This window comes from Nocardia vinacea NBRC 16497, assembly GCF_000308835.1.
Lineage (GTDB): Bacteria > Actinomycetota > Actinomycetes > Mycobacteriales > Mycobacteriaceae > Nocardia > Nocardia vinacea.
Genome location: NZ_BAGN01000413.1, coordinates 1 through 21,242 on the forward strand (window position 1 = coordinate 1; position 21,242 = coordinate 21,242).

At 64.6% G+C, this 21,242-nt stretch carries 21 protein-coding genes; 12 read left to right on the forward strand and 9 right to left on the reverse strand.

All coding sequences use genetic code 11. The features are described 5' to 3' along the window. From ON44_RS40265 to ON44_RS40280, 5 genes are all read left to right on the forward strand, one after another. Positions 1–1,519, forward strand: a 1,519-nt coding sequence (locus ON44_RS40265) for a winged helix-turn-helix domain-containing protein (RefSeq protein WP_506333360.1), incomplete at its 5' end; no start/stop codon positions are given. Continuing rightward, positions 1,494–2,285 (forward strand): hypothetical protein, encoded by a 792-nt coding sequence (locus tag ON44_RS47515; RefSeq protein ID WP_051183100.1) that lies wholly within the window; start codon positions 1,494–1,496, stop codon positions 2,283–2,285. The genes ON44_RS40265 and ON44_RS47515, both read left to right, overlap by 26 nt. Before the next feature lie 123 nt (positions 2,286–2,408). Next, entirely contained in the window at positions 2,409–3,455 is a 1,047-nt protein-coding gene (locus ON44_RS40270; protein WP_083898463.1) for an adenylate/guanylate cyclase domain-containing protein, read from the forward strand. 17 nt (positions 3,456–3,472) lie between these two features. Then, entirely contained in the window at positions 3,473–3,928 is a 456-nt protein-coding gene (locus tag ON44_RS40275) for a winged helix-turn-helix transcriptional regulator (protein WP_083898464.1), read from the forward strand. 33 nt (positions 3,929–3,961) lie between these two features. Then, complete coding sequence (locus ON44_RS40280) at positions 3,962–4,237, forward strand: hypothetical protein (protein WP_040700099.1); 276 nt, start codon at positions 3,962–3,964, stop codon at positions 4,235–4,237. 120 nt (positions 4,238–4,357) lie between these two features. On the opposite strand, the gene ON44_RS40285 is transcribed toward ON44_RS40280, so the two are convergent. Then, on the reverse strand, positions 4,358–5,299 hold the full coding sequence (locus tag ON44_RS40285; protein WP_051183106.1) for an alpha/beta hydrolase: 942 nt from the start codon (positions 5,297–5,299) through the stop codon (positions 4,358–4,360). 6 nt (positions 5,300–5,305) lie between these two features. Next, on the reverse strand, positions 5,306–6,835 hold the full coding sequence (locus ON44_RS40290; RefSeq protein WP_245567522.1) for a flavin-containing monooxygenase: 1,530 nt from the start codon (positions 6,833–6,835) through the stop codon (positions 5,306–5,308). Positions 6,836–6,972: 137 nt separating this feature from the next. Between ON44_RS40290 and ON44_RS40295 the strand changes: the two genes are divergently transcribed. Beyond that, positions 6,973–8,199: a PucR family transcriptional regulator gene (locus tag ON44_RS40295; protein ID WP_157187558.1), complete on the forward strand. Its 1,227-nt coding sequence runs from the start codon at positions 6,973–6,975 to the stop codon at positions 8,197–8,199. Here ON44_RS40295 and ON44_RS40300 read toward each other — a convergent pair whose 3' ends face one another. Both ON44_RS40300 and ON44_RS40305 read right to left on the reverse strand, forming a co-directional pair. Continuing rightward, complete coding sequence (locus tag ON44_RS40300) at positions 8,200–9,774, reverse strand: GMC family oxidoreductase (RefSeq protein WP_040700102.1); 1,575 nt, start codon at positions 9,772–9,774, stop codon at positions 8,200–8,202. 16 nt (positions 9,775–9,790) lie between these two features. Continuing rightward, entirely contained in the window at positions 9,791–11,518 is a 1,728-nt protein-coding gene (locus ON44_RS40305) for an aldehyde dehydrogenase family protein (RefSeq protein ID WP_040700103.1), read from the reverse strand. Positions 11,519–11,628: 110 nt separating this feature from the next. Here ON44_RS40305 and ON44_RS40310 point away from each other — a divergent pair, with 110 nt between their 5' ends. Continuing rightward, positions 11,629–12,810, forward strand: a complete 1,182-nt coding sequence (locus tag ON44_RS40310; protein WP_051183108.1) for a PucR family transcriptional regulator — start codon at positions 11,629–11,631, stop codon at positions 12,808–12,810. 64 nt (positions 12,811–12,874) lie between these two features. On the opposite strand, the gene ON44_RS40315 is transcribed toward ON44_RS40310, so the two are convergent. From ON44_RS40315 to ON44_RS40325, 3 genes are all read right to left on the reverse strand, one after another. After that, the gene (locus ON44_RS40315) at positions 12,875–14,137 is read right to left on the reverse strand and encodes an NAD(P)/FAD-dependent oxidoreductase (RefSeq protein WP_040700104.1); all 1,263 of its coding nucleotides are present in this window, start codon (positions 14,135–14,137) and stop codon (positions 12,875–12,877) included. Next, positions 14,134–14,325 (reverse strand): ferredoxin, encoded by a 192-nt coding sequence (locus ON44_RS40320; RefSeq protein ID WP_040700147.1) that lies wholly within the window; start codon positions 14,323–14,325, stop codon positions 14,134–14,136. Before ON44_RS40320 ends, ON44_RS40315 begins: the two co-directional genes overlap by 4 nt. A gap of 67 nt (positions 14,326–14,392) precedes the next feature. Then, a complete protein-coding gene (locus tag ON44_RS40325; protein WP_040700105.1) occupies positions 14,393–15,127 on the reverse strand; it encodes a hypothetical protein in 735 nt (244 codons plus the stop codon). 166 nt (positions 15,128–15,293) lie between these two features. On the opposite strand from ON44_RS40325, the gene ON44_RS40330 reads away from it, so the two are divergent. The 4 genes from ON44_RS40330 to ON44_RS40345 all read left to right on the forward strand — a co-directional run bounded on the left by ON44_RS40330 (position 15,294) and on the right by ON44_RS40345 (position 19,222). Next, on the forward strand, positions 15,294–15,923 hold the full coding sequence (locus ON44_RS40330) for a TetR/AcrR family transcriptional regulator (RefSeq protein WP_051183110.1): 630 nt from the start codon (positions 15,294–15,296) through the stop codon (positions 15,921–15,923). A gap of 209 nt (positions 15,924–16,132) precedes the next feature. Beyond that, complete coding sequence (locus ON44_RS40335; protein WP_040700106.1) at positions 16,133–16,972, forward strand: SDR family NAD(P)-dependent oxidoreductase; 840 nt, start codon at positions 16,133–16,135, stop codon at positions 16,970–16,972. Between the two features lie 30 nt (positions 16,973–17,002). Beyond that, positions 17,003–18,481: an amidase gene (locus tag ON44_RS40340; protein WP_085998720.1), complete on the forward strand. Its 1,479-nt coding sequence runs from the start codon at positions 17,003–17,005 to the stop codon at positions 18,479–18,481. A gap of 54 nt (positions 18,482–18,535) precedes the next feature. Beyond that, positions 18,536–19,222 (forward strand): winged helix-turn-helix transcriptional regulator, encoded by a 687-nt coding sequence (locus ON44_RS40345; RefSeq protein WP_063721714.1) that lies wholly within the window; start codon positions 18,536–18,538, stop codon positions 19,220–19,222. A gap of 24 nt (positions 19,223–19,246) precedes the next feature. Here the strand turns inward: ON44_RS40345 and ON44_RS40350 are convergent, their stop codons facing one another. Next, entirely contained in the window at positions 19,247–20,248 is a 1,002-nt protein-coding gene (locus ON44_RS40350) for an NADP-dependent oxidoreductase (RefSeq protein WP_040700108.1), read from the reverse strand. On the opposite strand from ON44_RS40350, the gene ON44_RS51550 reads away from it, so the two are divergent. Continuing rightward, on the forward strand, positions 20,144–20,389 hold the full coding sequence (locus tag ON44_RS51550) for a hypothetical protein (RefSeq protein WP_169338155.1): 246 nt from the start codon (positions 20,144–20,146) through the stop codon (positions 20,387–20,389). The two genes, ON44_RS40350 and ON44_RS51550, sit on opposite strands and share 105 nt — an antisense overlap. Before the next feature lie 73 nt (positions 20,390–20,462). On the opposite strand, the gene ON44_RS40355 is transcribed toward ON44_RS51550, so the two are convergent. Next, entirely contained in the window at positions 20,463–21,170 is a 708-nt protein-coding gene (locus ON44_RS40355; protein ID WP_040700150.1) for an SDR family oxidoreductase, read from the reverse strand. Positions 21,171–21,242 lie beyond the last annotated feature (72 nt).

Consider the following 21,242-nt stretch of genomic DNA (forward strand, 5'->3'; position numbering starts at 1 on the left):
CGTCGCCTGGTTGAGCGTGGATCCGGACGACAACAATGTGGTGTGGTTGCTGGCCCATATCGTGCACGCGATCCGCCGCACCCGTCCCGAGCTCGCGACTGGTCTGACGCAGTTGCTAGAGCAGCGTTCCACCGACGCCGGGCGGCACGTGATGACGACACTGATCGATCAGATCCACGACAGCGGCGAAACCGTCGCGCTCGTGATCGATGACTGGCATCGGGTGACCAGTCGATCCTCGATCGCGGCTATGGAATTCCTGCTCGACCGCGGCTGTCATCACCTGCGGCTGATAGTGACCAGTCGCACCCGCACGGGGTTGCCACTGAGTCGGCTGCGCGTGCGCGACGAACTGCTCGAAATCGACGAGGCCGCATTGCGATTCGATGCCACCGAGACGACGGCATTCCTCAGCGGGATGAATGAACTGTCGCTGGCGGCCACCGACATGGAGAACCTGCGCCGCTCGACCGAAGGCTGGGTCGCGGCGCTGCAACTGGCGTCGTTATCGCTGCGCGGGAAGGCGGACCCGAGCACCTACATCAGCCAGATCTCCGGTCGCCACTACGCGATCGGCGAGTATCTGCTGGAAAATGTCGTCGACTCGCTCGAACCGGACATGCTCGAGTTCCTCATGCGCACCTCGGTCACCGAACGCATCTGCGGTGAGCTCGCCGAAACGCTGACCGACCGGAAATCCGGCCAGGAATTGCTCGAGGACGTCCGCCAACGTGATCTATTCCTGCGCAACATCGATGACGATCTGCAGTGGTTCCGCTACCACGGACTTTTCGCCGACTTCCTGCGCCGCCGACTCGTACAACAGCACCCCGGACTGCTTGAGCAATTGCACCTGAGGGCATCGTCGTGGTTCGCCGACCATGACATGCCGATCGAGGCGGTCGACCACGCACTCGCCGGTGACGCCCCGGAACTGGCCATGAGTCTGGTACAGGAGCGCGCCATGCAACTGCTGGACGGTTCGCGGATGGCGACCTTCCTAGGCTTGGTCGCGAAGCTGCCTGGTTCGCTGACAACGCCGAACCCGGTACTGCAAGTACAAATAGCCTGGGCGAATATCGCCTTGCAGCGCCGTGCGACCGCCATCGCCGCGCTCGACCGAGCCGACGCGGCGCTGGCGGCGGGCACAGTCGACGACGAGCAGGCCGATGAGATCCGGTTCGAGGCGGCCTTGGCCCGAACCTGCAACGATCAGGTGACGGATCGCTACGCCGAAGTACCGGCATCGGTAGTGGCGCGTGCACAGAAATTGGACCGGCCATTCCTCAGCATCATCGCGGCGGCCACAGCGGCCGCGGCGGCGCTGTATCGGTTCGACTTCGAAGAGGTCCACCGCTGGCATCGTTGGATGGCGCCGTATCGAGACCGCGCTGCAGGCCCTTTCGGGGTGATGTACTGCGATTGCATCGCCGGTATGTCCGCGGCCGAACAACTCGATATCGCCGCCGCGGAGTCCTGTTACCGGACGGCCTTTGCACCTGGCGTTGCAGACCGGTAAGCAGTCGCACGCCACCCGGCTGGCCAGTGCGTTGCTCGGCGAATTGCTATATGAGAAAGGACAATTCATCGAGGCGGAGGAACTGCTGGACATCGGGCTCGGCCCGGCGGGCGGCGCCGTGGAGTTCTTGATGGCCACCTACGGGACCGGAGCGCGCCTTGCCGCCGTTCGCGGTGATCTCGATACCGCCCAGCAACGTCTGGCAGCGGGAGCGAAGATCGCTGCGGATCTATCGCTCCCACGGCTGGCGGCGCGAATCGTGAACGAACGCGTCCGCCTCGGCCTGCCGATTACCGACACCGAACGAGAGACCCTCGACAATCTCCCGCCCTACACCGTGCAGCCCACCGCGACTCTGGCTATCGCATCCGAACTCGCACGCGATTCCGCGATCCGGCTACTGCTCGCCGAATCGTCACCCGCGGCGGCCCAGCAGGCCTGCGATAAGGCTGAACATTTCGTGCGCGAGATCAGCCGCCAAACACGACCGAGGGCCCTGCTGCTGGCTGAACTGCTGCGCGGCTGCTGCTTGTCGGCAATCGGGCAGACAGGGCGGGCGGCCGAACTGCTGGCCCCGGCACTGTCGCATTGCGCGACGCTGGGACTGGCACGGCTCGTCGCCGACAGCGGCCGTCAACTGCAGCCGGTCCTGGAAACACTCGCCGGTGCACCGTCGGAGGCTGGGCTACCGCGCTCGTTCCTGCTGCAGGTGCTGGCCCAGTTCGAACCGGCGCTACCGAACCGCAGCAGTCGATCCGACGACTAGCACTGCTGGTTCTCGGCGTCGGTGGGATAGTTCGACGATGGTGATCATTGTTCAGCTACCGGAACATAATGGTGTCGCCCATGAGTCACAATGGAGAGCCCACCATTGGAAGTTGCGTAACCGATGACCACGAATAGGCCGCCGTTGCCCGGAGACATCCGCGACAATTTGCAGAAGATCGGCGATACGGTCGATGCAATGATCCTGGGCGGTCCGCGCAAGTACACCGCCGACGAGGTGCTGAGTCGTTCCGGTATCGACCGTGAACGTGCCGAGCCTATATGGCGAGCAATGGGATTCGCGGCGCCGCCGGACGAGGAACGGGCATTCACCGACGATGACGTCGAGGCGTTGCGTCGGGCCGGGAAATGGCGTGATATCGCCGGTGTCGACGATGCGGCGATCGTCGCGATAACTCGCGCGATTACGCAATCGGTCTCCCCGTTGGCTACCTGGGAGGCTCAGTTGGCCGTCGATAACTTCCTCGACGAGGTGACAACATCCACCTCGGCTTCAGCGTTGCTGACATTCTCCGAGCAGATTTTGCCTTTGCTCGAACAAACCCACGCCTACATGTGGCGCAGGCAGGTCGCCGCGTACATCGCTCGACGGATCGCGGTCGCACAGGAGGACAGCTCGCGTCCGATCGGCACGGCGGTAGGATTCGCGGATATTTCGGGGTATACGGCCCTGACTCGCGGCGCGGGCGAATACGAGATACGTCGTTTGCTCGATGCGTTCGAGTCCGCGACCACGAATGCCGTCGGCGAGAATAGCGGTCGTATCGTGAAAATGATCGGTGATGCGGCGCTGTTCACCGCCGACCGACCGACTGTCGCCGCAGATATCGCACTCGATCTGCTTGCGGCATGGCCGGATTCCGAGCCGCCACTGCGCATCGGGGTCGCCTCGGGTCCGGTTGTGGATCGACTCGGCGATATTTTCGGGGCAACGGTGAACATCGCGAGCAGGCTGACCTCGGTCGGCGCTCCTGGCGAGGCCCTGGTCGACGAGAACATGGCACAGGCACTGGGCGAGTACGATGGCTACCGACTCGAACAACGACCTCCGGTCACCGTGCGTGGCTACGACCGTTTGGATTCCTGGCGATTGCACCGGGCGAACTTCCGGAATGATCAGTATCTCATCGCCGAGCCATCGCGAGACTGAGCGGATATTTTGTATTCATGAAGTCGACATTCTCGGACCCGGCGTGCTCGGTTGCTCGCACAGTGGAGCTGTTCGGTGATTCATGGACACCGTTGATCATGCGCGACGCGATCATGGGCGCCCGTCGCTTCGACGAATTCCGGAAATCTCTCGGCATCGCACGAAACGTACTGTCGACTCGACTTACCCGACTGGTGGAGCAGGGCGTGATGACCAAACGGCTGTACCAGGAAAACCCGCCGCGCAGGGAGTACATCCTCACCGATAAAGGACGCGACTTCTTCTCGGTTCTCATCGCGATGCGTGAGTGGGAAGCCCGCTGGCTGGATGAGGGCAGCGCTGATTCGGTCACACTACATCATTCGTCGTGCCGGCACGAGCTGACCGCGCGCACTATTTGCGGATCATGTGGTGCAGACATCGCGCTCGACGATATCGAATTCCACGTCGATCCCGCCTGTTGTGAAGGCTGATTCGCAACGGCCGGTGGCTGCTTCACTTGTCGTGTGCTCAGCTTATTGTGCGCGGCGCACAACAGGCTGTTCGAAATTCATATTGCGCGCACATTCTTCGGCGTCATCTCCGGCCATACCGTAGTGGCTTCCACCTCGCCCATGCCGGAGATGACAGCCATGCTCGAATTTTTGCAGATAATGCTGCCATTGTTTCTTTTCATCTTGTTTCCGATCCTCGTGCCGACCGCGGTGGAGGTAGTCGGGAGAATCCGCGACCATGTCGACAGGCTTCGCGTGGCGCACGCGGATCCAGGAGGTGCCCGCTGACCGAAGCGGCGGGCACGCACGGTTGTCGGTTCTACCTGCCGTCGACAGCCGATTCCAGTTCGTCCAATGCCTCCACCGCCTTATTCGTGCCCACAGCACCAAACGGGGGTGCTGACATGGTCAGCCGGGGTCGACTGCCATCACCGCATCATGAGCGTGCCGCAGCTCGCGCATGATGAAGGCAACCTGGTCGGCGAGCAGGCGCGCCTGCCATACACCGTCGTACACGTCGAAGTGATCCACCGGATAGCGCCGAACCTCGGCGCCGCCGCCCGCCCGCGCCGCCGCCTTCAGCGCAGCCGCAACGGGGACCACCGTGTCGATGTCGCCCACCTGTACCAGTAGAGGAGCCCGCACGCGGCGCACGGACCCGCCTGGTCGATTCAGCGCGAGCTCGAGTGCCACCCGCGCACAGACCTCGTTGCGCCAACTCGGCCCGGCGACCCCGGCCATCGCCTCTTGTGCGCCGTCTTTTGCCAGCACCGCGCCCGAGCCGGATGCTCCGATGGCAGGCACCAGCAGGGGCGGCCGTCCGGTAGCGGCGGCCAGCACATCGCGAACTCCATTGGCGGCGAGCCGAAATATGGGTGCCAGCCCTCCGTTTCGGGCGAGATGTGCCACCGTGGCGGGCCCATCGACGGCTGGTGTCATCGCCACGATCGCTGCGATATCAGGGTCGCCGGCCGCGATCTTCACGACATGACCGCCCGAGTACGACGTTCCCCACAGAATGATCCGACCCGGGTCCACGCCCTCGATACTGCGTGCGGCGCGGACCGCCGCACGGTAGTCGGCGCGTTGGCGCCGGTAGGAGACGAGCTGGCGCGGATTTCCCGCCGAGGCCCCGAAGCCGCGATAGTCGAAGAGCACCACGTCGAGGCCCGCGGCCGCGAAGCCTTCCGCGAATCCGAGCAGACCGGTGTCGCGGGTGCCGCTGAAGCCGTGGGCCATTACGACGCATGGTCGTCCGGTCTTCTCGAGCAATGTGTCATCGGCCGTGCGCAGATGCCATGCCGCACACGTCGTTCCGGCGCTGGGGAAGGTGATCTCTTGCTTTCTCACTACCGTTCAGCCCACCCGCACCGCAACGTCGGAATCGGTAGAGATACGGGAGGTCCGCAATGCTGGGTCTGCCACGGGGCCGCGGACGAGCCGGTCACGGTCCGCTCGGTAGCTCATCGCCATCGACCAAGGGCCGTGCGAGCCTTGCCGTGGAAGGGTTTCGGCCGCTCGTCGGACGTAACCGGCATGGAAGTCCACCATCGGTGTGAGTCGAAGCGTCGGGTCGTTGGCGACCGGGACCGCGACGTGCTCGCCGTGGTTGTCGAGGTGTGCGATGAGGCGGCACAGATGCTCGCAGACGAGGTCGACCTTCAAGGTCCACGCGGCATTGGTGTAGCCGAAGGCGAAGGCGAAGTTCGGTACTCCCGAGAGCATCATGCCCTTGTAGACCACGGCGTCGGCGACGTCGATCGGCACGCCGTCGAGGCTGAGAGTCATTGCGCGCAGCGGAATCATCTGTAGGCCGGTCGCGGTCACGACGATGTCGGCGTCGAGACTGTCACCGGTGGCGAGTTCGATTCCGCGCTCGGTGAACCGGGCGATCCGGTCGGTGACTACGGAAGCCTTGCCAGTGCTGATCGCCGAGAACAAGTCGCCGTCGCGGGCGAAGCACATGCGCTCGTGCCATGGGTCGTAGCTGGGCTTGAAGTGCTGATCGACCGGATAGCCCTTCGGCAACGCCTTTTTATTGACCCAGCGGACGAGCCGACGGGTAAAGCGGGGATAGCGACGGCTCACTGCGTAGATGACGGCGAGCCGAGTTCTGTTGATGGTCCTGCTCATCCGATATGCGATGTGCTCGGGCAGGAGCTTGCGCAGTCCGTCGGTGACCGGGTCCCGGCTCGGGATCGGGAGGATGTAGGTGGGTGAGCGCTGCAGCAGGGTGACGTGAGCGGCGGTCTCGGCCATGGCGGGGACCAGTGTGATCGCGGTGGCGCCGCTGCCGATGACCACCACCTTCCGACCGCGGTAGTCCAGATCCTGCGGCCAATGTTGGGGATGGACGATCTCGCCCGTGAAGCGCTCTTCGTCATCGAAATGCGGCCGGTAACCCTGGTCGTAGTCGTAGTACCCGGTCGCTCCGAACAGCCACCGACATTCCACGGTCGCGGTCCGGCCGGTGCCGACGTTGGACAGCTGGACTGCCCACAGTCCCCGTTGGGAGGACCAGTCGGCCGAGGCGACTTTCCAGCCGAGTCGCAGATGGGACGACAGGGTGTACTCGGCCACAGTCTCATGGAGGTAGCTCAGTATCTCCGCGCCGTCGGCGATCGCATTGTCGCGCCTCCACGGCTTGAACTCGTAGGAAAACGTCTGCGCGTCCGTGTCGGCGCGAATCCCCGGGTAGCGGAACAGGTCCCAGGTGCCGCCGATGCTCTCGCGGGCATCCACGATAAGGAACGTCTTGTCCGGCAGCTTGCTCTTCAGATGGCTGCCCGCGCCGATTCCCGAGATCCCCGCGCCCACGATCAGGACGTCGACGTATCGGATCATCTCATCCCAAGTCTCGCGGTCGCCCCTGCGCTTCGTCGCCATGGCCTGGTCCTCTCGCCTATCACTGTGTCGTGCGTTACAAGTGTCAGGTGAAGTGACCTACCTCTCAAGAGCGTTTTGCCCAAGAAGTGAATTCTAAATGGGCGTTCTGCCTATCTTTTCGGAGTTACATTCGACTGGTGACACGAGCTGGAACCCCGTTGCCGGGCGCCGACGGCGTTGTCCAAAGCGTCTGCGAGAAGCTGCTCGCTGAACCTGCCGAGGTCATGAGCGACCTGCACGATGCAGTATTCGCGGCGGCGATCGAACCCTTTCGCACCGAACCCTCGCTGGTCGCCGAGATCACGGCCAGTTCCCGCGCCAACCTGCTGCACTGGGCCGCCTCCGTGCGGAGTGCTCCGAGAGAACCGGTCACGGCGAACCTGAGTGCGGAAGTGGTCGGCATAGCCCGCGACGCATTCCGTCGAGGGGTCGAACAGATTCTGGTCACGGCATATCACGCGGGACACAATGCGCTCTGGAGGCATTGGATGCGGCTGGCATTCACCGTCTCATCCAATCCCGTCGTACTTCAGGAAGCCCTCGACGTCGCCGCTCGCTCCCTGGCCGACTTCGTCGATGTCACACTCGCCGCGCTGGCCGCTCAACTCGAATCCGAACGTGCCGAACTCACCCGGGACAGTCACGCACAGCGTTTCGAACTGGTGAGTCTCGTCCTCGAAGGGGCTCCGATGGCCAACGATCGTGCCAGCGACCGCCTCGGCTACCGATTCGAGGGGCGCCACACCGCGGCTGTGTTGTGGACGGACCCCGGGGCACCTGATCGGCGCGGCTTGCAGCGCGCGGCGGAGGCGCTGGGAGCGGTCACCCAGGCGCAGCAGACATTGGATGTCATCGCCAGCTCCACATCGGTGTGGACCTGGTTGGCCAATGCGACTGCCGTCGATGCGCAAACCCTCGCGGCGGCGACGTCGCATATCGAGGGCGTGCGCATCGCCATGGGACCGGCCGACACCGGGGTAGAGGGCTTTCGGCGCAGCCACCTGGATGCGGTCGAGACGCAACGATTGATGCAACGATTGCCGGACTTGCATTTCGCCAGCTTCGCCGACGTCCAGCTCGTGACGCTTGCAACCTATAACGAGCAGCGGGCCATCGAGTTCGTCGCCCGGACGTTGGGGCGGGTCGCGACAGCAGATGCCGAGCTCCGTGAGACATTGAGAATCTATATCCGTGAGCAATTCAGCGCGTCCCGGGCCGCACGAACGCTCTTCGCGCATCGCAATACCGTCCTCAACCGCATTCAGCGCGCGGCGGAGATGCTGCCGGTCTCACTCGATACCAACGGTCTCGAGATCGGGGTCGCCCTGGAGATCGCACACTGGCTGGGGCATCAGCCGACCTGATCAGCCGCGGATCAGGTCGGCTGCTTTCTCACCGATCAGCACGCTCGGGGCGTGGGTGTGCCCGCGGATGATGCTCGGCATCACCGATGCGTCCGCGATCCGCAGCCCTTCGACGCCTCGAACCAGCAAAGCCGGTGTCACGACGCTGGTTTCGTCGCTGCCCATCCGGCAGGTGCCCACCGGGTGGTACAGGGTATGTGAACAGGTGGTGAGGGCCTTTTCGAGTGTCTCCGCACCGGTATCTGGCGCGCCCACGGGACGAGCGACCTTGCCGAGCAGTTTTTTCAACGCGGGTGCTTCGGCGATCTCCGCGCACATGCGAAGGCCTGCCAGGATGGCCGCACGGTCGGCGCCGCCGGTGTCGGACAGGTAGCGGGGATCGATGATCGGCTTCGCCAGTGGGTTGGCCGAGCGCAACGAGATGCGGCCTCTGCTCTCCGGTTTGAGCAGGATAGATCCCATTACCACCGCGTGGCCGTACGGTTCTCCGATTCCCTCATCGAAGAATGGTGCAGGTCCGAAGATCAGCTCGAGGTCGGGCAGGTCCAGGTCCGGGCGGCTACGCACGAATCCGTAGGCCTCACCGACGTTGGAGGTGAGCATCCCGCGGTGTCTGGCAAGGTAATTGATGAGCTCCAGCGGCTTTTCCGCAGCGAACAAGCTGTCGCCTTCGACGTCGAAGCCGAGCATCGCGACCAGATGGTCCATCAGGTTCTCCCCGACCTCCGGTGCGTGGTGGACGGTCGCGATACCGTGCTCGGCGAGGTGTTCGCGATTACCGATGCCGGAGAGCATCAGTAATTGTGGACTGTTGATCGCGCCACCGCGCAGCACCACTTCCCGGCGGGCATACGCAACCTCGCGTTTGCCGCCGGACTCGAATTCGACTGCTACAGCGCGGGTTCCATCGAAGATGATGCGTGTCGCGACGGCCTCGGTACGCAGCGTCAGGTTTTTTCTGCCGAGGGTGGGCCGCAGGTAGGCGTCGGCCGTGCTCCACCGCGCGCCGCCCTTCTGTGTCACGACGGTTTCGGAGAAACCCTTCGGCTCGGGCAGATTCGGGCGCTCCACAGTGTGACCGGACTCGACCGCCGCCGCCAGCCAGGCCGCTGTGGACGGGCGCGGGCTGCGCTGCCGCGACACATGCAGTGGACCGTCGACACCTTCGTCGGGTTCACGTGCCCCCTCGAGTGCTTCGATCTTGCGGAAGTACCGTACGACCTCGGCGTAGGACCAGTCGCTTCCGGCTCGTTCGGCCCAGTCGTCGTAGTCCGCGGCGAATCCGCGCACCCACATCATCGCGTTCAGCGATGAGGAGCCGCCCAGCGTTTTGCCTCTGGGCCAATAGATTTCACGTCCGGCGAGGGCGGGCTGCGGTTCGGTGCGGTAATCCCAATCCACGGTGCTGCGGAACAGCTTGGCGAATGCGGCGGGGATATGGATGAATTTGTCTTTGTCCTGCGGCCCGGCCTCCAGCACGATGACGCTGGTAGCGGGGTCGGTACTGAGTCGGTTGGCGACGACCGCGCCCGCCGATCCGGTACCGATGACGACGTAGTCGGCGTGGGTATCCACGTGTGCTCCTGCTCGGTCAGCCGCGCAACGCAGATGCGAAGATTGCGGGCAGTTTTCCCCATCCGGGTGCTCCGGCGAAGGCGGCGAGGCGCCGTCCGGTCGTCGCCGCGGTCGTATTGTTCACAAACCACGGCGGTTTTGGCGTGAGCGACCACTCGCCGTGCAGCACTGAGCGTGGCGCGGGACGGAAGGGGCCGCGCACGACCGTTCGTTCGGGCCGGTCGATCAGGAATGCGTTGTGCACCACACCGATTCCGCTCTGAACGTCGTCGATCGTGTGGCCCGGATAAGCACCCCAGGTAGCCGCGGCGGTGAGGAACCCGGCGCCGGTCCACGCATTGATCGCGATCGTGCCGTAGCGCAGCTGCTCGATCAGTTCGTCGAATGCCGCGCCCATCGCACGGATGGTCGCCGGGTGCGCGATGACATTCACCCCGAGCGTGCCGACGAAATCATCGTTCGCCGTAGCCGCTGCCGCACGCGCGAAATCGGGTCCGAGGCCGGACAATTCGACAACTCCGAGGACTGGCGCGAAGTATTCGGTCTGCAGCAGTGTCTCGCTGCGGTCGCCGCGCAGGCCCGACATCAGCAGCCGGCCGCCGAAGTGCTCGGCGCTCGGATAGGTCGACTCGGCTGCCGCGACCCGATCGTCGCTGCCCGGGTAATACGCGGCCCGACTCGGTGCGGCGGCGTAGGCGGCGCGCAGCTCGCGAAGGAAGTCCTCCTTCTGATCCCAGTCGGCGGAAATCACGACGGCCTGTGCCGCGACACAGTTGTATCCGCCGTTGTGCAGGCGCTGGGTGACAATGTGGTCGGCCTGGAACCGCAGATCGGCCTGGCTCCACCGGCCCGGCAGCACGATGGTCGGGGAGACGCCGCCGAGTTCGCTGGTGATCGGCTTGTCGAGTCGAGGCCGACCAGCGTCCTTGCGCGCCGCGGCGTCCTCGCCGTGTCCCCAGACGATCGCGTCGTGTGTCGCGGCGCTGCCGGTCATATGCACGTGTGCGACCTCCGGATGCTGCACCAGATATTCGCCGACATCGGCTGCGCCGGTGAGGATTCGGACGGCCCCGATCGCAATGAACGGCTCCAGCACATCGGTCAGCGGCTCCAGCATCGGGTCCGTGATCGGATTCAGCTTCAAAGCGACGACGCGGTTGTGCGCGATCAGTTCGTACAGCACGTCCAACGGGGCGATCGAGGTGATGTTGCCCGCGCCGAGCACCACGCCGATGCCGTTGGTGTGAATCGGGTCGAGCTGTGCCAGCCCCGCGGCTCGGATGGCTTCGGCCCGGCCGATTCCCGGCTGCAGCCACACCTCGGCGCTGAATCCGCTCAGCAGCAAAGTGTCGAAGACCGACGTGGGCAGCACGCGGACCGTGGTGCGTCCACCGGCGGTGCCGAAATGCGCCTTCTCGAGTGGGCTGCGCCCGGCGGCGAGTGCGCGCAGGCTTTGCTCTAGTGCTCCAGCTCCGGCTGCCATCGCATAGGGGCCGGATATCCATTCCTCGCCGACCAGCGCCGTGCCTGGATCCAGCCGCTTATAGCTGACCGCCGCATCGACCCACGCTCGGGCATATTGCGCGGTTCGCTCCCGGACGCGCCCGAGCAGCTCGGCTCGTGCGGCCAAGGAGATTGCGGCCCAGGCCTTTTCGCCCTCGGCGAGGTCCGACAGTGCGGCGTCGACGGCGCCCCGCAGGTCGGTCGGCGAGTCGTTGATGGTCATAGTCGGAATTGTCCGCATCAGTGCCGTCGTGCACCATGGGCGGCGGTCGCGGGAGTAGGTGATCGACTTTGTGCGATGGCACAATCACAGTGTGGTGTGGCCCACACCGCGGGTGGTACTCTGCCGGGGTGGCCAGACCGTTGCACTCGATCGCGGCCACCGAACTCGCGAGGCAATTGCTGGACTCGGTGGACTCGATGGCCGACGAACTCGCCGACCGGATCGTCGCATCCGAGCGTGCATACCTGGACTCCCAACTGCTGACCCGGGACCAACTGCGCGGAGCCTGCCTGGACAACTTGAGCGCAATGCTCCGCTACCTTGCGGGCCGCGATCCGGTCCGGCTGGAATCCGCGCGTGCGGCGGGCAGATTGAAGGCCGAACAGGGGTTGCCGATAGCGGCGATGCTGCACGCGTACCGGCTCGGTGGTCGGTTGATCTGGGAAGAGTTGATGGTCCGTGCAGGTGGTGTCGCCCACGGTGAGCTGCTGAAGATTCCTGGCGAATTGTGGGCCCTCGTCGACCGGTACTCCGATGCCGCGGCCGAGGCATACCGCGAGACCGAAACTCTGGTCGCCTTGGCCGATATCGAGTCGCGGGCCCGGGTGATCCGGACGTTGTTCGACGACCACGCGGAGAATCCCGCTGTGGTTCTGGACGCGGCGCGTACTCTCGGCCTATCCGAGACCGGGGTGTTCGTAGTGCTTGCCGCCGAGGCTGATTCGGATCAGAACACGATGGCAGCCGCGATCGCCAAGCTGAAGGACCGTGGCATCGTTTCGATCTGGGATTTCTACGCCGATACCCGGACTGGTCTGATCTGCGCACCCACGCCCGCCGAAATCGACAGTGCCATCGACTTACTCGGTGCGGCGGTCGAAGCTCGTGCGGGCGTCAGTCGCATCTTCAGCGGTCCGCAAGGCATTGCCGCCGCGCGCGAGGAAGCCCGGCTCGCACTCGAGTGCACACCGCGTGGCGCGGTTGCGGTCACCCGCTACGAATCGGAGCCGGTCGCACTACTGGTGGTGCGGCTACCCGATGCGGCGCGCAGTGCAGCCGCACAAATCCTCGGCCCGCTCATGCAACTGCCGGAGGCGGAGCGAACGGCCTTGCTGCACACCCTCGAAGTGTGGTTCGAGTGCAAGGGCTCGACCGTGGCCGCCGCGCAGCAGATGCACTATCACCGCAACACCGTGCTCTACCGGCTGCGTAAGATTCGCGACCTCACCGGCCGCGACTGCGATCACCCGGCACAAGCGGCCGAGCTCTACATCGCGCTGCAGGCGACCCGACTGCTGCGCCCGCTGTAGATTGCTCAACAGCCTTGTAAGGCAACATATTTGGAAGCCAGACGGGGGTTGGAGCGAGCAGCTGTTATGCCTGCGACTCGGTGAGGGTCCTTCGGCGCGCCGCGTCCCGACGAGCCGTGGCGAACGCGAGAGCGTCATCCCAGCTCGACTGTTTCAGGATGAGCCCGCGGTATTTCATGATCTCGGTCGGCCGGTTCAGTGTGAGGGCTCCGATCAGGCGCGGCCCGCGGCGATACAGCGCCACCCACCGGCCGTCGACCGCGGGGTCGCCGTCCACGACGTGGACTTCATCGCAATCCGGGGACCCGACGAACTGGATTCTCGAGTCGTACCAATCGGACCAGAAATAGGGGACCGTTTCGTACGCCGACGCGTCGGCCGGATCCAACGCGTTGCGCGCCGCTGCCGCGCCCTGCTCGGCCGCAGCCGTCCAGTTCTCCATGCGATGTGTCTGCTCCATGACCCGGTTCGGCCAGCAAGCGACGTCACCGGCGGCGTAGATCACGTCCACGCCTGTCCACAACTTCTCGTCGCAGACGATGCCGTTCGACAGGTCGAGACCGGAGCCCTGTAACCACCCGGTGCTGGGGGCGATGCCGATCCCCGCCACCACCAGGTCTGCCGGAAGAATCGTTCCGTCGTCGAGCACGACCCGTTCGACGTGGTCGCCACCCTCAACGGCGCGCACCGCGCGCCCGCACAGCAGTCGGGTGCCGTTGCGCTCATGCAGAGCCGCGATCGCTTCACCCATTCGGTCACCGGCGGCTCTGACCAACGGTTTGGCAAGGGCCTCGACGATGGTGACCTCCAGGCCGCGGGCCTGCGCGGCGGAGGCCACCTCGGACCCTATGAAACCGGCGCCCACCACGACGGTGCGGGCCCCGGCGTCGAGGGCACGGCGGATCGCAATCGCGTCCTCGATGTTCCGCAGGCCGTGGACCCCGCCCATCCCCTCGGTCCCGGGCAGGGACCGAAGCGTGGCTCCCGTCGCGATGACCATTGCGTCGTATGGAACGCGGCGGTCCCCGATCAATACCTCTCGCCGCTCGCTGTTCAAGCCCGTCGCCGGTGAACCGAGGACGAGATCGACTCCGAGATCCTGCTCCAGGAACTCACGTGACTTGTACCGCGACGACTTCAGTTGGCCGGCCTTGTCCGACAGGAAGGCCTTCGAGAGCGGGGGTCGGTCGTAGGGGAGGTGCTCCTCGGCTCCGATCAGCGTGATCGAGCCGTCGAAGCCGGCCTCGCGGGCGGCCTCCACGGCTCGCAGGCCGGCCAGGCAGGCGCCGACGACCACGAAGCTGCGTATGTTCTTCGCGGTCGTCATTCGCTGATGCGCAGAGCGGATGTCGGGCAGGTCGCCACGGCTTTCTCGGTGTCCTGCCGGTCCACATCGGAGATATCGTCCTGCAGCAGGTTCAGGGTGCCTTCGTCATTCACCTCGAAAATGCCGGGTGCGATGGACTCACAGATACCGAGCCCGGTGCATTTTGTGCGGTCGACAGTTACTTTCATGGGAATCACCTTCCGGGGAGGGTGCCTGAGGGCTGGGGGTTCCTCGGCACGGGAGTTCAGTCAACCGTCAAAGTCCGCCGCGGTTCGCCGGCGGCAGCTTCGGGTACGCCGGAGCGTTGATACCGAGGCTTCCGGTGCTCGCCAGTGGTCGTACGCGCAGGAAGCAGCCGACTTTGTGCGTGTCGGTCTTGAGGGCGTGCTTCAGAGCCTTGGCGTGCCCGCCTGGTGAGTAGGCGTAGTCCTTGGCCAGTGCGAGGGTCTTCCACAGACTGATCGACGTGTGCTCGAACGGCAATTTCGAGGACACGTCGACACTGCCGCGGTGGCCGGGGTGATGGGCGGCGCGGCTGGCGGCGTGCACGTTGTTGTGCAGGAAGTTCGTCAGCTCGCCGGGGCGCACGATTCCGTGCACGATCGCCACCAGCGGTTCCTCGTCGGCGAGTGGTTCCGCGCCGTCGGCCTGCGGCGTCCACCCGTGCCAGCCGTCGGTCTCGCGATTGAACTTCACGCGGACGATTTCGCCGTCGAGGCTGAAGCGCTTCGGGCCTTCGACGGCCACCCGCAGCGGACCGCGAAACGCCGCTTCCGCTGCCTCGGGCGAGTCCCAGGCGGCAACGAGAGCGCACCCTCCGGGGAAGAGTCGCGGCATGAGCGAATGGGTCCCGTTATTGGCGTAGTTCACCGTTGCCGCGCGAAGTCCTTCCAGTCCCTTCAGCCCGCCCTTTGCGGCGCGGCGCCAACGCAGGTGTCCCCGGGGTGGACGCTCGAATATGTCGATCGTCAGGAAGTCGGCAGTTTTCACTGTGTGCTCCTCGGTTTGTCGCCGGTCCGCCTCGGGCGTCGATAGGGGTTGCCAGAAAATCGCCACCCGAGTGGAGGCATGCCGAGAGACTTTAATACAGACACAGTGTCACTACAAGTAGTCGCTCTTATATGAGATACGTTGGTGCGCGCGATAATCTGTCCCGGTGGCCGTCCTCGACAAACGCACCCGCGATGATCCGCGCCGACGCGCAACCGAGCTCGCATTCCTGCATGCCACTGAGGCGCTGCTCAACGAGGGGGGGTCGTATGCGGACCTCGCCGTCAGTCGCATCGCGGAACGTGCGGGCCGTACCAGGACGGCGTTCTATGCGCACTTCGAGGATCGCCGCGAGTTATTGCTGGCACTCGTCGAAGAGGTCGGCGGCGAGGCGTTCGCGGCTATCGAACCGTTCCTGGCGGTTGACGGTCCCGTCGAATACGACCAGCTCACGGCATCGACAGCGGGCCTAGTCGCGACCTTTCGCGACCACGCGACCCTGTTGCGGGCAGTCATCGAGGCCGCAGGCTACGACGAGAGGATAGCCGCGTACTGGGACGGTGTCCTCGGCCGCTTCGTCGATGCCGCGCGAGAGCGATTGCGAGCCGAGGGATTCGGCGAAGCCGAAGCTGCGGCGACCGCCGCCGCGCTGATCTGGATGACCGAGCGCATGTGTTACCAGCAGGCCGTTCGCGGCGGTACGGGCCTCGACGATCCCGCGGCGGTCGCCGGTATCAGCGACGTGTGGTGGAGCGTGCTGTGCGCCGCGCGGACGGGTGCCCTGCGGCAGCGCTGAGTAAGCCGCCTACATGAAAAGTACTATACATTTCGTATAGTTAGCTGTAGCGTGCGCCACATGCCTCAGTCATCGACCTATCGACGCCAAGCACCCACTTGGGTTCTGCTGCCGGGCGCACTCCGCCGACTCGGACCTCGGCCCCAGATATCCGGCGCGCGAGGTCCACTGGCCGCTGTATGCACCAGCAGGCACGGAGGACAGCTGGCATGAAGCGTTATTCACTCTCGGACAAAGTCGTCCTGATTACCGGTGCCGGTCGCGGGCTTGGCGCGGCCACTGCCACCGCACTGGCGGACCGCGGGGCGCGGGTGGTCCTGGCAGACATTGATCCGACCACGGCGCAAGGTGTCGCGGCGACCCTGCCGAGGGGCCGGGCGCTGGCGCTGAAATGCGATGTCACCCAACTCGATTCCGTCCAGGAAGCCGTGCTGCGAACACGTGAGGAGTTCGGGCGAATCGACGTGGTAGTCGCCAATGCAGGCATTCTCGGGAAGAGCGCCACATTCAGTGCGCTCACGCCCGACCAAGTGCGAGGCGTGATGTCGGTGAACGTGGACGGAGTCGTCAACACGGTGGCTGCCACGCTGGATTCGGTGATCAGTAGCCGCGGACAGCTCGTATTGGTCAGTTCGGTGTTCGCGTTCATCAATGGGGCGGGCACGATCCCGTACGCAATGAGTAAGGCCGCCGTCGAGCAATTCGGCCGAGGCCTCGGCGTCGAGTTGGCGCACCACGGAGCGTCGTGCATGACGGCGTACTTCTCGCTCATCGAGACCGACATGATCCGGCAGGGCGTGGACGCTGATCCCCACGTACTCGACCTGCTCTCAGCTTCGTCGCCCGACTTTCTGTTGAAGCGGATCCCTGCTGCAACGGCGGCCGCGGCGATCATCGACGGGCTCGAACACCGGCAACGCTCCATTACTGTCCCCGGCCGTTGGCGGCCCTTTGCCGCACTTCGAGGTGTGGTCGGACCGATCCTCGACGCGAAACTCGCACGTGATGCCTCCGTGCAGCGAGCCATTGTCCAACTCGAGAACCGCTAGTCGTTGTCGATGAACATTCGTGGAGAAACCATGTTGGATGATCTTGCATTCGCGCCCGCCCACGAGTTGCTTGCCCTCCTCGGACGCGGTGACATTTCGAGTAGCGAGCTCGTGGACCGATATTTGCAGCGAATCGAGAAGTACGACCGGCGCCTGAACTCGGTGGTCACGTTGGATCCCGAGCGCGCCCGCGCCGAGGCGGCCGAGGCGGACCGACAGCGTGCCAGTGGCAGTGCGCCGCTGGGGCCGCTGCACGGATTGCCGATCACCGTGAAAGACAGTTACGAGACGGCAGGCATGAGGTCTGTTTGTGGCCGTCGCGACCTCATCGACAACGTGCCGACGCGGGACGCGGAACCGATTGCGCGGCTGCGCCGAGCCGGGGCGATCATCATGGGCAAGACCAATATGCCGCCCGGAAACCAGGACGTACAGGCCGACAATCCCGTCTTCGGTCCGACGAACAATCCATGGAACCTCGCACGCACATCCGGTGGTTCTGCCGGTGGAGGTGCGGTGGCCACCGCAGCCGGCCTCACCGCCTTCGACTTCGGCTCGGAAATCGGCGGCTCGACCCGAATCCCGTCACACTTTGTCGGGCTGTACGGCCACAAGGCGACATGGCGATCGATCCCCTTGGTCGGCCACCTCCCACCAGGTCCGGGGACCGGTCGCTGGGCCGAGCCCGATCTCGCCTGTGCGGGCGCTCAGGTCCGCGATGCCCGCGACTTGGTTCCCATCCTCGCCGCGACGACTGGCGCCTTGACTCGTGACGGCGGCTTCAGCTACCAGCTCTCGGCGCCCAGAGCCACCGCGCTGAGCGACTTCCGCGTCGCCGTTTGGTTCGACGACCCGGGCTGCCCCATCGACTCCGAGGTCAACGCCGCCGTCGTCGACGCGATCGAGATCCTGAAGCGGGCCGGCGCGAAGGTGGAGATCCAGCCTGCCGCGTTGCCGGTCGACATCAGCGAGTCGCACGGAGTTTTCGAACCACTGGTGTACGGGCAGCTTTCGGGGGATCGCACCGGCATCACTCCGGCCTCTGCTGCCGCCATGATGGCGCGCATGATGCAGGACCCGCGAGGACCGGCGACCCGTGCGTTTCGAGGCACATTCCAGTCGCACTATGCGTGGATGCAGGCCGACGCCGCGCGTCAGGAGATCCGGGAGCGGTGGTACGAATTCTTCCGCCAGTTCGACGTCGTGCTCATGCCGGTCACTCCCACGGCCGCACCCGCGCACCACAACAAGCTGATCGATCGGTTCGGTCGGCGATTCGAGGTCGACGGCGTCGCCCGTTCATACTGGGACCAGGTCAAATGGTGTGCCATCGCCAATATTGCCGGAGCACCCGCTACGACGATTCCCGTCGGCCTGGGCAAGTCCGGGCTCCCGGTGGGTGTACAAGCGATGGGACCCGCCGGGGGGGATCTGACAACAATCGAGTTCGCGGCTCTGCTGGGCGAGCAACTCGGCGGATATCTCCGCCCTCCTGGCTATGCCGGGTGACGTGGTGCCGAGTTGGTGCAGAGTCGATCCACGCCCTTCCCTAGACTCGATTCAGTGGAGAAGTCTCGTCTATATGGGCAAGGGTGTCCGCTTGCGAGCGCCTTGGATGTGCTGGGCGAACGATGGACCCTGCTGATAATTCGGGAGTTGCTCCTCGGACCCAAGCGGTTCACCGATCTCGGTGCCAAACTGCCTGCTGCCGGACCGAATCGCCTGACGAGTCGACTTCGTCGACTCCAAGGCGTCGGTATCGTCGAGAAGACCGCCGGTGGTACCTACACGTTGACCGAGTTCGGAGAGGGACTGCGGACCCCGGTAATCGGCTTGGGTCTGTGGGGGCTCGGGTTGATGTCGGAGGGGATCGACACCGAAACGGCGCGACCCGATATGGTAGCGCTCTGTATGACGGCTGCGGTCTCCCCGAATCTCTTGTCGGGCCTGGCTTTCGAGTGCGAGGTGCACACGTACGAGAGTCCCGAGTCCGAGGCGCATGCTCACGAGATCTTCACGATGAGCGTTCGTGACTGCGCGTTGTCGGTGGTGTCCGGTCCATCGGAATCGGAGTCGGCGGTCATGCTCTACTGTTCGTCGGCGACTTTCATCGCGTTGACCATGGACACCCTCACCTTGGCGGAAGCTCGCCGGACGGGCGCGGCGCGAGTTTCAGGAAAGGGTACGGGCCTCCCGAAGCTGTTCGCGGCGTTCGCGGCCACGACCCGGGAACTCGAGCCGGCCCTGTGAGCGAGGGCCGGCTCGGCTGGCCCGTCAGCGCATCGTGACGATCACCTTGCCCTTGGCGCGCCCCTTTTCGACATAGGCCAAAGCGTCCGTGGTCGCTCGGAATGGAAAAATTCGATCCACAACAGGGTGTATAGCCCCGGAATCGATCAGGTAGCCGAGCTGACGTAGTTGCTCGCCATTTGCCTTCATGAACAAAAACGAGTAGCTCACTCCCGCGTGTTTGGCTTTTCGGCGGATCGAGAAGCTGAGAGCGCGCGTCGCCTGTATCAAAACCCAATTCGCCCCGAACTCTTTGGCGAAATCGGGTTCCGGCGGGCCTGCGACCGATATCACTTTCCCGCCGGGTTTGAGTACGCGGAGTGACTTTTCCAGCGTGTCTCCGCCCAGCGTGTCGATGACGAGATCGTAATCCTTGACGATGGTTTCGAAGTCGTCCTTCTTGTAGTCGATGACGATATCTGCGCCGAGGTCCTGCACCCACGTGACATTCGCGGTGCTGGTGGTCGTGGCGACGGTGGCGCCGAGATGCTTTGCCAGTTGGATGGTGATCGTGCCGAGGCCTCCCGAGCCGGCGTGGATCAGCACTTTCTGCCCCGCACGCAGATTCGCCTTCTCGACCAGCGCCTGCCAAGCGGTCAGGCCGACCAGCGGAACCGCGGCCGCTTGCGCCATATCCAGTGCGTGCGGCTTCTTCGCGACATCGTTCTCGTTGATTGCGATCAATTCCGCGAAAGCGCCGATTCGATCCTGGGCGGGTCTGGCGTAGATCTCGTCACCCGGTGCCAGCCCGCGAACACTCGGTCCGACCTCGAGCACGACGCCGGCGAGATCATTGCCCAGAATCAGCGGCAATTTGTACGGCAGCAGCGGCTTGAGTTCGCCGTTCCTGATTTTCAGGTCCAACGGATTGATGCTGGCGGCGTGGATCTGCACCAGGACGTCATCGTCGCGCAGTTCCGGCTGGGGGACTTCGACAACCTGGACATTGTTCTCTTTCCCGTACCGACTGACAACGAAAGCCTTCATCGTGCGCCCTTCCGGATCTGGTCGTCGGAACCGCCGTGCAGCTGTGCGATCGGGACGGCTGCGTGGTTGCTCGATATCGAGGTGACCCTTGTGTTGGTCTGTTATGGCCTTTGCTTCGTGGTGACGTCCTGGGAGTGGTAAAAGCACCACAACCAGGCTATCGCATACTATAACCAAGTTATATGTGGGATGGTAGACGTCACGTCGGCATTCCTCAGCTGCGCATCAGACGCGCGAGGCGTTCCTGCACGGGCTCGCTCAGCCATGTGCGCGCCTGTCGGCTGAGCTCGTCCGCGAGTACCTCCGCGGCGCCGGACTCGATGCCATCGAGCACCTGTCGAACCACATCCGCGGGATCGGACTTCGGCGAATCCGAGAACTTCCCCATATCGGTGTCGACGAGCCCCACGTAGACGCCCACCACCTGAACGCCGCGTGGGGCGAGTTCGGTGCGCATGGAGTCCGTCGCACTCCACATCGCCGCCTTCGATACGCCATAGCTCGCACCGACGGGAAGCCATGCGAGAACTGACGAGACGTTGACGATGGCGCCGGAGCGCTCAGCGATTCGGTCGGCGAATGCAGAAGCCAGCGCGAGCGGGCCGAACAGGTTCGTCTCCAGCTCCGCGCGAAGGCTGGCCGTGGATCGGCCGAGCACCGAGGCTCCGTGCGCGATGCCCGCGTTGTTGATCAGAACGCTGACATCGATTGCGGTCTCGGCCGCTTCGGCGACCGAGGCGGCGCTGGTGACATCGAGGTGCAGCGGAACGATGCGCGGGTCTGCCACGTGGATCTGCTGTGGGTCGCGGGCGGCGGCATAGATCTTCTTCACTCCGCGACCGAGTAGTTGCTCGACGTACTCGCGGCCCATGCCGCGATTGGCTCCGGTGACGAGCACCGTCTGATCGATGAGCGAAGTCATGGCATCCTCCTGGGACATGTATACCGATCGGTGTACATGGATCAGGCTACGTGGGTCGATAGGATCCTCGCA

Coding starts and splice junctions, on each gene's coding strand:
- ON44_RS40270 (WP_083898463.1), top strand. CDS start 2,409: ATGACCACGAATAGGCCGCCGTTGCCCGGAGACATCCGCGACAATTTG.
- ON44_RS40275 (WP_083898464.1), top strand. CDS start 3,473: ATGAAGTCGACATTCTCGGACCCGGCGTGCTCGGTTGCTCGCACAGTG.
- ON44_RS40290 (WP_245567522.1), bottom strand. CDS start 6,835: ATGGCGACGAAGCGCAGGGGCGACCGCGAGACTTGGGATGAGATGATC.
- ON44_RS40305 (WP_040700103.1), bottom strand. CDS start 11,518: ATGCGGACAATTCCGACTATGACCATCAACGACTCGCCGACCGACCTG.
- ON44_RS40315 (WP_040700104.1), bottom strand. CDS start 14,137: ATGACGACCGCGAAGAACATACGCAGCTTCGTGGTCGTCGGCGCCTGC.
- ON44_RS40320 (WP_040700147.1), bottom strand. CDS start 14,325: ATGAAAGTAACTGTCGACCGCACAAAATGCACCGGGCTCGGTATCTGT.
- ON44_RS40335 (WP_040700106.1), top strand. CDS start 16,133: ATGAAGCGTTATTCACTCTCGGACAAAGTCGTCCTGATTACCGGTGCC.
- ON44_RS40340 (WP_085998720.1), top strand. CDS start 17,003: ATGTTGGATGATCTTGCATTCGCGCCCGCCCACGAGTTGCTTGCCCTC.
- ON44_RS40350 (WP_040700108.1), bottom strand. CDS start 20,248: ATGAAGGCTTTCGTTGTCAGTCGGTACGGGAAAGAGAACAATGTCCAG.
- ON44_RS40355 (WP_040700150.1), bottom strand. CDS start 21,170: ATGACTTCGCTCATCGATCAGACGGTGCTCGTCACCGGAGCCAATCGC.